Source organism: Burkholderia pulmonis (genome assembly GCF_984667975.1).
Window position 1 is genome coordinate 760195 of record NZ_OZ480186.1, and the last position, 13006, is coordinate 773200.

General features: G+C 62.1%; 9 protein-coding genes. 5 read left to right on the plus strand and 4 right to left on the minus strand.

From position 1 onward, the window contains the following. Positions 1-72: 72 nt before the first annotated feature. The 4 genes from AC5LXK_RS03575 to AC5LXK_RS03590 form a co-directional block, all read right to left on the minus strand. Positions 73-885 carry a mechanosensitive ion channel family protein gene (locus AC5LXK_RS03575; RefSeq protein ID WP_493390340.1) on the minus strand — a complete coding sequence of 271 codons (813 nt, stop codon included), beginning with the start codon at positions 883-885 and terminating at the stop codon, positions 73-75. Positions 886-1086: 201 nt separating this feature from the next. Then, on the minus strand, positions 1087-2511 hold the full coding sequence (locus AC5LXK_RS03580; RefSeq protein ID WP_493390341.1) for a mannose-1-phosphate guanylyltransferase/mannose-6-phosphate isomerase: 1425 nt from the start codon (positions 2509-2511) through the stop codon (positions 1087-1089). Positions 2512-2628: 117 nt separating this feature from the next. Further along, positions 2629-4500, minus strand: a complete 1872-nt coding sequence (locus tag AC5LXK_RS03585) for a capsular polysaccharide export protein, LipB/KpsS family (protein WP_493390342.1) — start codon at positions 4498-4500, stop codon at positions 2629-2631. A gap of 137 nt (positions 4501-4637) precedes the next feature. Continuing rightward, positions 4638-5789 (minus strand): glycosyltransferase family 4 protein, encoded by a 1152-nt coding sequence (locus tag AC5LXK_RS03590; protein ID WP_493390343.1) that lies wholly within the window; start codon positions 5787-5789, stop codon positions 4638-4640. 225 nt (positions 5790-6014) lie between these two features. Between AC5LXK_RS03590 and AC5LXK_RS03595 the strand changes: the two genes are divergently transcribed. From AC5LXK_RS03595 to AC5LXK_RS03615, 5 genes are all read left to right on the plus strand, one after another. Beyond that, positions 6015-7187 (plus strand): polysaccharide biosynthesis/export family protein, encoded by a 1173-nt coding sequence (locus AC5LXK_RS03595; RefSeq protein ID WP_493390344.1) that lies wholly within the window; start codon positions 6015-6017, stop codon positions 7185-7187. A gap of 187 nt (positions 7188-7374) precedes the next feature. After that, positions 7375-8409, plus strand: a complete 1035-nt coding sequence (gmd, locus tag AC5LXK_RS03600) for a GDP-mannose 4,6-dehydratase (protein WP_493390345.1) — start codon at positions 7375-7377, stop codon at positions 8407-8409. 213 nt (positions 8410-8622) lie between these two features. Further along, positions 8623-10563, plus strand: a complete 1941-nt coding sequence (locus AC5LXK_RS03605; protein ID WP_493390346.1) for a glycosyltransferase family protein — start codon at positions 8623-8625, stop codon at positions 10561-10563. Positions 10564-10637: 74 nt separating this feature from the next. Continuing rightward, positions 10638-11498: an NAD-dependent epimerase/dehydratase family protein gene (locus tag AC5LXK_RS03610; RefSeq protein ID WP_493390347.1), complete on the plus strand. Its 861-nt coding sequence runs from the start codon at positions 10638-10640 to the stop codon at positions 11496-11498. A 129-nt stretch (positions 11499-11627) separates the two neighbouring features. Then, positions 11628-12962 carry a glycosyltransferase family 4 protein gene (locus AC5LXK_RS03615; protein WP_493390348.1) on the plus strand — a complete coding sequence of 445 codons (1335 nt, stop codon included), beginning with the start codon at positions 11628-11630 and terminating at the stop codon, positions 12960-12962. Positions 12963-13006: the final 44 nt, after the last annotated feature.

Consider the following 13006-nt stretch of genomic DNA (forward strand, 5'->3'; position numbering starts at 1 on the left):
CGCGTTCCTTCCGCTTCGGTGCAATAAAAAAGCGTGGCGAGTGCCACGCTTTTTTTTCGTCCGCGGGTGCCGTTACGCGTTGCGATGCGAGACCGGCGTTTCGGGCGTCGGGTACTGCGCGTCGCGGAACGTCTCGAGGATCACGCGGTTGGTATCGCAGTACACCTGCCAGTAGTTCTCGGGTGCCGTGGACGGGCGCACGAACAGCAGCGGGCCTTCCGGCGTGAACTGCAGCACGCCGACGTCCGGTGCCGGGTTGGCCAGCACGTTCGGGATCTGCGGGATCGACGACTTCAGGCGGTTGATCGCGTCGACCGCATCGACGCCGTTCGCGATCTTCGCGGTCAGGTCGACGCGGCGGTGCGACGTTGCACTGTAGTTGGCGATGTTGTCCGAGAAGATCTTGTTGTTGCCGACGATCGTGACGATGTTGTCGGCGGTGATGATCGTCGTGCCGAACAGGCCGAGTTCCTTCACGGTGCCGGTGACGCCGCCCGCGCTGATCACGTCGCCGATCTTGAACGGGCGCAGCACCTGCATGAACACGCCGGCGGCGAAATGCGCGAGCAGGCCGCCCCAGGCCGTGCCGATCGCGAGGCCGAGGCCGGCGAGCAGTGCGGCGAACGAGGTCGTCTGCACGCCGAAGATCTGCAGGATCGCGAGGATCAGCAGGACCGTCAGCAGCACGCCGACGACGGAGGTCAGGTAGTCGGTGAGCGTCGGGTCGACCTTGCCGCTGCGGCGGACGACCTTGCCGAGCAGGCGGGTACCGATGCGGATCGCCCAGCGGCCGATGAACCACAACACGATCGCGGCGAGGAGGTTGAGGCCGAAGTCGAGGCCGCGGGTCATCAGGAATTGCTGGACGGTGGCGAGATCGATCATGCGTTCTCCGGGGGCAAGAGTAGGAAAGGGCGGCGCATGCACCGGGATGGGTGGCGCTTTTATAACCCGACCTGCGAGGGCCGGGCAACCTGCCTGACATTGCTTGACGTAATGAAAAACGGGCAGGACGCGTGTGCGTGCTGCCCGTTGGCGGGTGCCGGATCGCGGCCACGCGCGGCGCGCGACCCGGAACGGCGTCGCTTACGACGCGGCGCGGCCGTAGGTATCCTCGAAGCGGACGATGTCGTCCTCGCCGAGATACGAGCCCGACTGCACCTCGATCAGTTCGAGCGGGATCTTGCCGGGGTTGCTCAGGCGGTGGGTCGCGCCCAGCGGGATGTAGGTCGACTGGTTTTCCGTCAGCATGATCTCCTTGTCGCCGTTCGTGACGAGTGCCGTGCCCTTCACGACGATCCAGTGTTCTGCGCGATGGTGGTGCATCTGGAGGCTGAGCTGTGCGCCCGGCTTGACGACGATCCGCTTGACCTGGAAGCGGTCGCCCTGGTCGAGACCTTCGTAATCGCCCCACGGTCGTACGACGCGGCGGTGTGTGATCGATTCGTGGCGGCCGGATGCATTGAGCCATTCGACGATTTTCTTCACGTCCTGGGTCTTGTCGCGGTGCGCGACGAGAACGGCGTCGGCTGTCTCGACGATGACCAGGTTGTCGACACCAATGGTGGCGACCATCCGGTGATCGGCACGGACATACGAGTTGGTGGTCTCGTGGGAGAACACGTCGCCGATCTTCGCATTGAGGTCAGTGTCGCGCACGGCGATATCGGCGAGGGCCGTCCACGAACCGATATCGTTCCAGCCCAGGTCGGCGGCTTCGACGACAGCAGCAAATTCGGTCCTTTCCATCACCGCATAGTCTATCGAGATGTTCGGGCAGGCGCCGAACACATCGGGATCGAGGCGGATGAAGTCGGCGTCGCGGCGCGCCGTCTCGACGGAGAGCTCCGCGTGGTGGGCAACCTCCGGCGCATGCCGCTTGAGTTCGTCGAGATAGCTCGACGCCTTCAGCATGAACATGCCGCTGTTCCAGTAGTAGCTGCCGTCGGCGAGGAAGCGCTCGGCGGTTTGCGCGTCGGGCTTTTCGACGAATGCGTCGACGCGATAGACGATCTTGCCGTCTGCCGCGGGGTGGCCGCGACGGATGTAGCCGTAGCCCGTGTGCGCCTCGGTGGGCGTAATGCCGAACGTAACGAGATGACGATCCGCCGCGATCGGCGCCGCTTCGAGCACGGCATCGATGAAGGCCTTCTCGTTCTGGACGACGTGATCGGAGGGCAGTACGAGCAGCACGGCGTCCGGGGATTCTTGCAGCGCCAGCAGTGCCGCAACGGCGATCGCGGGAGCCGTGTTGCGCCCGACGGGCTCGAGCACGACGGACGACGGCGCAATGCCGACCTGGCGCAGTTGCTCGGCGACGAGGAAGCGCTGATCGTTGTTGGTGACGACGATCGGGTTGGCGACATCCGGAATATGGCTGGCGCGTAGCGCCGTTTGCTGAACCAGCGTATCTTCACCCGCAAGCTTCAGATATTGTTTGGGATAACCGCCGCGGGACATCGGCCAAAGACGCGTGCCACTTCCACCGCACAGAATTACCGGGTAAATCATTGCGTTGCTCCAAGATATAAACGTCGACACCGTTCGTTGAGTGCAGGCGAATCGGCAGTTCTAGTGATTCGGACCCGGCTGTAACGATTATTCAGAATTGATTCTCGTGTCCGTGCATCAGGCCATGCGCAGTCTCCAGGCGAGATGCTCCACGGCGTTGCGCGTCCAGCGGACGACCTTGACGAGAAACCTGATGTGCCGCGAGCGGACTCCAGCGAGCGGGCGGTTCGCGGTGGCGGCGAGCCGGTTCACCACGGCTTCCGCCGTCGTGAAGCGCTCGAGCCGCCAGTCCCAGTAAATCGGATAGCGCAGCAATACGGCGGCGACCAGCATGTCGATCGTCAGCGTCCGTTCGCGCCAGCGTTGCGGGACGGCGTCCGTCGTCAGCCCCCAGCCAGCATAAAACGGCAATCCGTACGTGTGCACTTCCTTGCCGCGCAACAGCGCTTCGAAACCGGAAAGAGACGAAAGCGTGTGTACTTCGTCGGCAATCTCGATCAGCGAGATCAGGTCCGACGACGCATCGACGACGTCGGCCACCGCCGTCGTGCCGAGATGGCCGATGCGGTTGCCCGACAGCACGTCGGGATGGGGTTTGTAGACGATGAAGGCGCCGGAGCGGCGTGCGCGGACTTCGTCCAGCAGGGCTTCCGTCGTTGTGATGCCCTGGGTGCCGAGCCGAATCGATGCGTCATCCGCGACCTGACCGGAAACGAGTATGATCCGCGCGCCGGCAGGGGGGACCCAATCGGGCCTGCATCGCCCGAGATTGTATTTGGTCAACCCGTGTGTCGCGATTGCCTCGCGCAGCGCGGCTGCGCGTTGCAGCTCAGCCTCGCTGAATTCGGCCGTATTCAGGAGAGCGGTCAGCTCATTGGGCCGGCTGGAATCGAAATACATGCCGACGCGATCGATGACCTGGCTGTACGGCGCAACCATGTCGGAGCCCAGCCCTGTCGAATGCAGGAATCCGTCTTCGATTCTGACGTGTCGGGTGCCATCGCGCAGCCCCGCGGACGATCGACCGCCCCAGATCGCCGCGACTTCACCGGCGTCGACGTCAGCCGCGCGTTTTACCCAGCGAAGGCGGCCGCCGCCTGCGGTCAGGTAAGGCGTGGCGAACGGGCGCTTCCACCACTGGAAGGCAACCCCCGCAAGTGCGTCCAGATCCGCAAAGCGCGCAGCGACCGAATGCTGGAGCTCGACGAAGCTCAGGACTGCATCCAGTGTGCCGCGGCTGTACGTCACGGGGTCGAGGTAGCTGGCGGCTTTCAGGAAGATTGTCTCGAACAGCCTGTCGACCGAATCGCATTGCCGTCGCGGGGACAGTTCCAGGTGATCGTGGGTCAGCCCCCAACCCGCGTAGTAGGGCGAACCGAAAACATGAAGCGGGACGCCTGCGAGCAGGGCGCCCAGGCCTTCCGAGGCCGTGACGACGTAAGCGGTATCCGACGTCGCCAGAATGTCGTGCAGCGAGTGCTCGACTTCGAGCCGTTTCGTTCCGGGGGGCAATCTCGTCAGGCTCGACATCCAGTGTCCGCTGCCGCCGTCGGCCGACGGGAGCAGCCAGAAATCCGCGTCGGGGTGAGCAGCCTGTGCTGCCCGCACCATGGATTCGAAGCCAAGGCACCGTTGTCGCCGGCTCGAACGCGAATCCGCATGCGATACCGACCGTTCGTCGATCAGCACGATGCGCGGCCGGCCGGTCGAGATATGCCATGCGTCGGGAAGCGGCTGAATGCGGGACCTGACATGCAGCGCATCGGATTCCAGCACGCGCCGCATCAGCGCCCGCGTCGATGGCCGGGCCATGGATCCGGCTGTGGCGTACAGCAGCGATTCGAGCATCGCGATGACGCCGGGCTCGCCGGCCGCAGCGGATTCGACGGCAAACCAGGACAGCGGCGGGGCATGGCGATTGCTCCCGGGCAGAACGGGGCCCGCGCAAACAAGGCCCTGGCCCGGGCCGATCGCGACGCCGGCATCCACGAGTGCCGCGCGGTATTTTGCGCAACGTCGCCGAAATGCGGACGTTGCTGCCGGGCGATGCTCACGGAACCTAGCGCCGGACGCGGGGTGCGGCGCGGTGCTTTCGGCCGGAGCGGTTCGGTGGCGCATGAGGAATGTCATTGGGCCAGCGAGTCGATGAACTGATCGACGCGCTCGAAATGGTTCGCCCAGGTGGGTTCGCGGAAGCCGGCAATCCGGGCGACCTGGTCGCTTCTTTCCGCACTGTCGGCGCGTGTATAGGCCAGGATGCGTGCGATCCACGCAGGGCCGTCCAGCGGGTCCAGATAATCGGGGATATCTGCCGCGATCTCGCGAAAAACGGCCAGATTGCTGGCGAGAACAGGCACGTTGAGGCTCAGTGCCTCCACGAGCGGCATGCCGTATCCTTCGACGAACGACGGAAACAGCAGCGCGCGCGCATGCTGGAGCCACGCGTGCAATTGCGCGTCGGTGCAGTCCGCCAGCTCGATCACCGCGTCCTTCAACGGCGTGCAGCGCTCGAGCATGTCGACGACGTTCTCGCACTCCCAGCCGCGCCGGCCGATGATCACCAGCTTGGGCGCAGCGCTACCCAGTTGCTCGACGAGGCGTCGCCATACATGAAGCATGAACCAGTGGTTCTTGCGTGGCTCGATGGTGCCGAGCATGACGAAATACGGCGCCTGCAGCGGCGCTTGCGTCGGTTCGACCGAACGATATCCGGCCGCGAGCGGCGCGACGACGCACGGCGGCATGGAGAGGCTCGCGCGACGTGCTTCTTCTTTGATAGCGGCGTGGGTGTCTTCCGAGTTCGCAATCAGGCCATCCGCGTGGCGCAACGCGGTATGAATGCGTCGGCGATGACCGGCTTCGACGCCCGGGCGACAATACTCCGCGTGCGTGAGCGGAATGAGGTCGTGAATCATGAATACCGCGCGGACGTCACGTTGGTGCATTGCCCGGTAATAACGAACATGCTCCATGCCGTTGTGACTCGTGTGAAGCAGCACGGCCCGGCCTGGCCGGACTCGCCGGGGATCGAGGTAGGCCCTGGCAATCGCACTGCGAATACAGAATCGGTGCTGATTCGGTCCGGTCAGTAGATTAAAAGCACGTGACGATGCGCTTTCATTCAGTATTCTGGGAAATCCGGCTCGACTGATGACCGCGCGGGCGCGGGAGCGATAGTGTTCGAGGTAGGCGAGGCCGACCCGGTCAACCCCGGTGGGCAGCAAGCCCGCCGAACGGCGAGTAAGCAGGCGCGTAATATCCAGGCAAATATTTAACACGGATGCAATGTTCGTGTGGCATGCAGTGCACGCGTGCCGTGCGGAAATGCCGAGAGTGTAGGAAATTGCGCTAACTATACGCAAATTTATTCTGCATCGTGCGACAATTGCCGCCGCCCCTACCCTTGCGGTGGCCGGATTGTATAAATCGCGAGTATACGCAATTTATTCTGCATCGTGCGACAATCGTCGCCGCCTCTATCCTTGGATGACCGGATTGTATAAATGGCAAGTGTGAAACGCGGAGCGCAGTTGGCAATCGTAGTCGCTGGCTTGATCGGATTGGGGGCTTGTTCGGCCATTCCGACGTCCGGACCGAGCCGCTCCCAGGTGGATGCGGCGGCAGCGAAAGGCAATCCGCAAGGTATTCAAATCATCGACGTAACCGATACGGTTGCGCGTCAACTGTACGCCAAGCGTGCCCACGCGGATTTCGCAACCTTGCTTGGTGACGATCGATCGTTTCGTCAGCAATTGGGTGTGGGCGATTCCGTCGAAGTCTCGATCTGGGAGGCGCCGCCCGCGACCCTGTTCGGCGGCGGCATATCTGACAGCGGTGCAAGCAGCGCGCCGAGCGGCTCGCGCGTGACGACGCTGCCGCTCCAGGTGATCGACGGCGATGGAAACATCAACGTTCCCTTCGTTGGGGCAGTGAAGGCCTCGGGGCAGACGCCGACGCAACTGCAGAAATACATTGCCGCGCGGTTGAAGAATATCGCGCACGATCCGCAGGTCCTGGTGCGACTGGCGCGCAACGAGACTTCCTACATCACCGTGGTCGGCGATGTGGGGACCAGCAAGCGAATGGAGTTGAGTGCGCGCGGCGAGCGCCTGCTCGATGCGCTGGCGGCGGCCGGTGGCGTGCGCCAGTCGGTGGACAAGATCACCATCCAGATCACGCGAGGCAATGAAGTTGCCTCCCTGCCGCTGCAGGCGGTCATTCGCGATCCGCGCCAGAACGTTCCCCTGCGGGCGGGCGACGTCGTCACGGCGCTGTATCAGCCTTACAGTTTTCTTGCGCTGGGTGCGACCGGCAAGAACGAAGAAGTCAACTTCGAGGCGCAGGGCATCACGCTTGCTCAGGCGATCGCGCGATCCGGCGGCCTGCAGGATTCGCGTTCGGATGCGCAGGGCGTATTCATCTTCCGCCTCGAGGATCCCAAGGCGCTGAATTGGCCGGACCAGCCGGTCAGGACGACCGCTGACGGCAAGGTGCCGGTCGTGTATCGGGTCGACCTGCGTGATCCGAACGCATTTTTTGCGGTCCAGAGTTTCATGATGGACAACAAGGACGTGTTGTACGTCTCGAATGCGCCGATCACGGAAATCCAGAAGGTCCTGAATCTGGTCTTCACGGTCGTCTACCCCGTGGTGACAGGGGTCCAGTCGTTCAAATAACGAAGTGCGCGATGTGGACCAAGATATGAATCGGCTGGATCCGGGGGAGGGCGCTTCTTGAGATGCTCCCGGATTCGTCCGGCTCGATGTTCCTGGCGATTCTCGGCGAAAACGCGTGGCGCCACCGCTTGTCCGGGCTGCGTATGCTTGTAATTGGCGAATTATTTACGTTGAATTAGGAAAGAATATGAAGACGGCTCTTATTACCGGTATCACTGGGCAGGATGGCGCATATCTGGCGGAGTTTCTGCTGGAAAAGGGCTACCGTGTCTACGGTTCATATCGTCGGAACAGTTCGGTCAACTTCTGGCGTATCGAAGAGCTGGGAATTCTCAATCATCCGAATTTGAGCCTGGTCGAGTACGACCTGACCGATCTGGGTTCGAGCATCCGCTTGCTGCAGAGCACCGAGGCGACCGAGGTGTATAACCTTGCGGCGCTGAGCTTCGTGGGCGTTTCGTTCGATCAGCCGCTGACTACCGCCAACATCACCGGGCTGGGCGCGGTGAACCTGCTCGAGGCAATCCGGATCGTCAATCCGAAGATTCGCTTCTATCAGGCCAGCACGTCGGAAATGTTCGGCAAGGTGCAGTCGATTCCGCAAACCGAAGCCACGCCGTTCTACCCGCGCAGCCCGTATGGCGTCGCCAAGCTGTATGCGCACTGGATGACGATCAACTATCGCGAAAGCTACGACATCTTCGCGTCGAGCGGCATCCTGTTCAATCACGAATCGCCGCTTCGCGGACAGGAATTCGTGACGCGCAAGATCACCGACACGCTGGCGAAAATCCGACTCGGCAAGGCTGATCTCCTCGAACTCGGCAACATGAACGCGCTGCGCGACTGGGGTTATGCCAAGGAGTACGTCGACGGCATGTGGCGCATGCTGCAGGCCGATCAGCCCGACACCTACGTGCTGGCCACGAATCGTACGACGGCGGTGCGCGATTTCGTCTCGCTCGCGGCCCGTGCATGCGATTTCGATCTCGAGTGGCAGGGCAAGGACGAGAACGAAGTGGCGATCGACAGCAAGACCGGCAAGACCATCGTTCGCGTGAATTCCAAGTTCTACCGCGCGGCAGAAGTCGACCTGCTGATCGGTGACCCGGCCAAGGCCAAGCAGGATCTCGACTGGCAACCGAAAACGACGCTGGAAGAGCTGTGCCAGATGATGGTCGAGGCTGACCTGCGTCGCAACAAGATCGGGTTCTCGTTCTGAGCATCCGGATTCGCTTGACGATCCGCCCGTCGTTGCCGGCATGGCATCGGGCGGATCGGGAGCGCGATGCACTCCGGTCGCAGCCCGCGGCTTCGCGAGGTGGGCATCAGGGACGGGAGTCGGTTCGTGCGCGGGGTCGTGCGGACGGTCGCGACGGCTCTCCGATATCGGTTTCAGAATTCGGCTGGTGCGGCTATTGTGGATATTAAAGATATGTCTCTTACGGAAATTAAGAAGACCGTTGCTGTTGTAGATTATTGGCCCACCATCGAAAATGCTGAAACAGAATGCATTTTGCGGATCAAGTCGGCGCTTCAGGAACTGGGTTACGAAACCGTATCGATTAATCGTCACGGTTTTCTCGTCGATGATGCGTTGACGCATGTCGACGAGCTCAAGATCGAATTCGTGCTGGCACTGCATTTCGATTCGGCGAAGGCGTGGAGCGCCTTTACCTATTATGCGCTGTGGAATCCGCTCGATTTCTATTTCCAGTGGAGCTACCGGGAAAAGTCGGAAAACGCGTTGTCCAACGACGCATTCCTGTCGTGTGGTTCGCGGGTGGCTGACGATCATGCCCGGCGACTGCTGAAGGGCTCGGGGCGTGCGGCAACCGCGCCGTTCCTGACGTTGTTCCACGCCGTGCACGAGCCGGTGGTTCCGCCCGCGCTCGGACACGGCAAGCTGTTCTACTGCGGCATCAACTGGGAGGCGCTGAGCGGTCGCGGCGGCCGCCACCACGAGCTGATGAAACTGCTGGATCAGCGCGGCATGCTGGACATCTATGGTCCCGAAGTCTTCCAGAACGTGCGCGTGTGGGACGGCTATGCGTCGTACCAGGGCTCGATCCCGTTCGACGGCAAGACGCTGATCAAGCGCGTCGCGCAATCGGGTATTGGTCTTGTCCTGTCCTCGGATGCACACATCAAATCCGGGCTGATGTCGAGCCGGCTGTTCGAGTGCCTGTCGGCCGGCGTGCCGATCATCTGCGATCAGAACCGGTTCGCAAGCGACAATTTCGGCGATCTGCTGTTCTATATCGACACGACGGAGCCGGCCGCGACCGTGGCGCGCAAGGTCGAGGAGCATGTCGAGTGGATCCGCGACAATCCGGAGCTCGCGGTTGAACGGGCGACCCGTGCGCAGGAGATCTACAAGCAGCGCTTCAGTCTGGTCGAGAATTTCAAGCGCATCTTCGAGACGGGGCCTCACCTCGACGTCGTGAATACCGGCGAGATCGGTCGCGCGCTGTCGACCGTCTTCATCGCGGACGAATGCAATCCGGCCTTCACGGCGAAGATCCGCTCCTATGCGATGCACATGGACGGCAAGCGGAACGCCAAGTGCTACGCCCTGATTCCCGAGACGAGCTCGGCCGCGCGCGAGGAAGATATCCGGAAGGCCTGCGCCGACGTGGAAATCATCCGTTTCAAGCGGGATACGAAGGAGTACATCGATACGGCCGAGGAGGTCGTCGAGAAGATCGTCACCATCCTGGAGGCATTGCCCGAGGGCGATATCTTCCAGGTCGTTCCTGCATGGGAGCGTCCGGTCTGGTCGACGATCGAATCGATGTGGGCAAAGCTCGATGCAGCGCCGGAAATGGGCTACGTGGCCGGCGGATTCACCGTGCTCGAAAACACCGGCAAGCCGCACGAAGGACGTGCGACCTTCACGCGACATACGCTGCTGACCTCGATGATGGACGCGAGCGCTCCGTTCTCGTGTTCGTCGACGCTCTATCGCCGCACGGATTCGATGCGTGAAGTTTTCGAGACGTTCGCCTATGCTCCGTATTTCTGGCAGCGCCTGATGTCGATTGCCTATCAGCGGTTCGGCGAGGGGTTTGACGACGTGCGCGTCGCGGCCGTGGAGGACCACGAGTACTACGTGTTCCACCATCGTATTTCCAATCACGATCAACTGATGCGCGAATCCGAGATCTTGCGGGACGTTCTGGGTTTCGACTATGTCGACAAGCATCTTCGTGCCGCCGCGGTTTTGCAGAGCCAGCTTGTCGAACCCATGGCGTTCGTGAAGCAGGTCGACGCGGCCGCGGCGCGCGCGCTGCTGGTCAAGTTGTACGATTCGGTGAAGATACCTAAATTCATTTCTGCTCCCATCCAGTGGTTGTGGAAGAAAAAGGCTATTTAGGAGCATCCATGGACAAGTATTTCGTAACTGGCGGATATGGACTCGTTGGTTCGGCGGTTTGCCGGCAACTCGAGATGGCAGGTGCATCGTTCGTCGCGCCGCGCCGCGCGGAACTGAACCTGCTCGATCGCGACGCGGTCGAGGCCTTTGTCGCGGACGAACGGCCGACGCATCTGATTCACCTCGCTTCGCAGGTTTTCGGACTGCAGGGCAACCTGCGCAATCAGCTTTCGTCGTTGTCGCTGAATACGCGGATCAACGAAAACCTTCTGACGAGTCTTGCGGGCAGCTCCGTCAAGAAGGTGTTCTTCGCCGGTACGGTGGCGTCGTACCCGTTTCCTTACATCAGTCTTCCGCTGCGTGAAGAGGACATGTTCAAGGGGTTGCCGCATTTCGGCGAATACGGCTACGCCAACTCGAAGATCCACGCGTTCCATTATCTGGAACTGTTGAAGAAGTACAACGACATCGACTACGTCTACGGTGTCTTCACGAACATGTATGGACCGAACGACCGGTTCGACGTGGAGAACGGACACGTCGTGCCGTCGCTGATTCGCAAGGCCGAGCAGGCGATGGCGAACGGCACGCCGCTCGAAGTCTGGGGGCGGCCGGATACGACGCGCGATTTCATGTACGTCGACGACGCCGCGCGAGCGGCGATTCACCTGCTCGATCGAGCCTCCGGCGTGGTCAATATTGCATCGGGGATCGAAAGCTCGATGGGAGATCTGGCCGATGCGGTGTGTACGGCTGCAGGCATCTCGGCGCCGATCAAGTGGCTGTCCGACAAGCCTGTCGGGATTCCCCGCCGGTCGGTCGACGCTGCGCGGCTTGCGGACACGGGCTTTAACGCGAACACGAGCCTGAAGGACGGTGTCGGCAAGACGTATCGCTGGTTCAAGGAAAATCTCGCATCGGCGCGATTGACGTAAACGCGCTTGGGTCGGATGAGGCCGCAATGGGCGATTTCGAGCCCGTTGCCAGATGAACGCGCGCCCCGGGGCGCGCGTTCATCTTATCCGGCTTGCTGATCCATTGAATGCTTGTTTGATTGACGGAACATGGACGTATTGGGCAACGAGGGGCTGGCGAGCGCATTGCGGAAGATACGTCTTTGCGTGTATGAGTCGGTGCACCGGTCTCTTCTGCGATTGCTGGATCTCTGGTGGGTCCCCGGCGGCGCCGTGACGATGCGTCGCGCCATCGCCGAGTCGAACGCCCGTCCTCAAGCTTCGGCGCAGCAGCCTGCGCAGCGCAAACTTTTCATCGACGTCTCGATCATCGCGCTCAACGATGCCGGAACCGGCATTCAGCGCGTAGTCCGGTCCATCGCGCAGCGCCTGCTGGCCGATCCGCCGGCCGGCATGACGGTCCATCTCGTGCGGGCCACACGCAAGAAACCCTACCGATATGCCACGCAATACCAAGCACGCCTGACCGGGCAGAGCGGGCTGGGTGAAGAGCGCCTGCTCGAAGTGCGGCGTGGTGACGTGTTTCTGGGGCTCGACCTCGCGAGCCGGCCCTTGGTCATGCGGCAAAAGGAGTTGCGTCGCTGGCGCGACCTCGGGGCGAGTTGCGCTTTCGTTGTGTACGATCTGCTGCCTGCCGCGCATCCCGAGTGGTTTACGCCCGTCGCGGCGAAATCCTATCGTCGATGGCTGGAGGTCCTAGTGATGCATGCCGATGCGCTGTTCTGCATTTCGAAGTCGGTTGCCGGAGAGGTCGATACCTGGCTGCAGGACAAATTCGGTCTCGAGCACAACGAAATTCACGTCGACTGGTTCCATCTCGGCGCGGATTTCGACGCGAGCGAGCCGGCCGCGATCGGCTCGCCGACATCCGACGGTGCGGTTGCCGCGGCGCGTGCGTCGCGGCTCGTGCTGATGGTCGGCACGGTCGAGCCGCGCAAGGGCCACGCCGAGATGCTGACCGCGTTCGAGTCCGCCTGGCGCAATGGTATAAACGTCACGCTGGTGATCGTCGGGAAGGCAGGGTGGCGCGTCGATGGGCTGGTTGAACGGCTCAAGTATCTGCAGGGTGTCACCGATAATCTGGTTTGGCTCGCGGATGCGAGCGACACCGACCTGATGGCGCTGTACGAACGTGCGGACGGGCTGATCATGGCGTCGGAGGCAGAGGGATTCGGCTTGCCGATCATCGAGGCCGCAATGCGCGACATTCCGTTGTTTTTACGAGATTTGCCTGTGTTCAGGGAGGTCGCGCACGAGCACGCCACTTACTTCAGCGGGCAGGCTCCGGCTGAGGTCGCGTCGAGCCTCGAGCGCTGGCTACGGGATCTCGAGCGTGATCGCGCCGTCAGAAGCGGAGGCATGGTGACGCTGACATGGGAACAGAGCGCGCACCGGCTGGGCGAACTGGTCGAGACGCTCACGTAGTTCCCGGGCACGCAAGAATCGAGATCGGGCCGGCGGCGTCGCGG

What these genes read in the sequence shown, in the direction of transcription:
- AC5LXK_RS03575 (WP_493390340.1), bottom strand. Translation starts at nt 885, where the DNA reads ATGATCGATCTCGCCACCGTCCAGCAATTCCTGATGACCCGCGGCCTC.
- AC5LXK_RS03580 (WP_493390341.1), bottom strand. Translation starts at nt 2,511, where the DNA reads ATGATTTACCCGGTAATTCTGTGCGGTGGAAGTGGCACGCGTCTTTGG.
- AC5LXK_RS03595 (WP_493390344.1), top strand. Translation starts at nt 6,015, where the DNA reads ATGGCAAGTGTGAAACGCGGAGCGCAGTTGGCAATCGTAGTCGCTGGC.
- gmd (WP_493390345.1), top strand. Translation starts at nt 7,375, where the DNA reads ATGAAGACGGCTCTTATTACCGGTATCACTGGGCAGGATGGCGCATAT.
- AC5LXK_RS03605 (WP_493390346.1), top strand. Translation starts at nt 8,623, where the DNA reads ATGTCTCTTACGGAAATTAAGAAGACCGTTGCTGTTGTAGATTATTGG.
- AC5LXK_RS03610 (WP_493390347.1), top strand. Translation starts at nt 10,638, where the DNA reads ATGGCAGGTGCATCGTTCGTCGCGCCGCGCCGCGCGGAACTGAACCTG.
- AC5LXK_RS03615 (WP_493390348.1), top strand. Translation starts at nt 11,628, where the DNA reads ATGGACGTATTGGGCAACGAGGGGCTGGCGAGCGCATTGCGGAAGATA.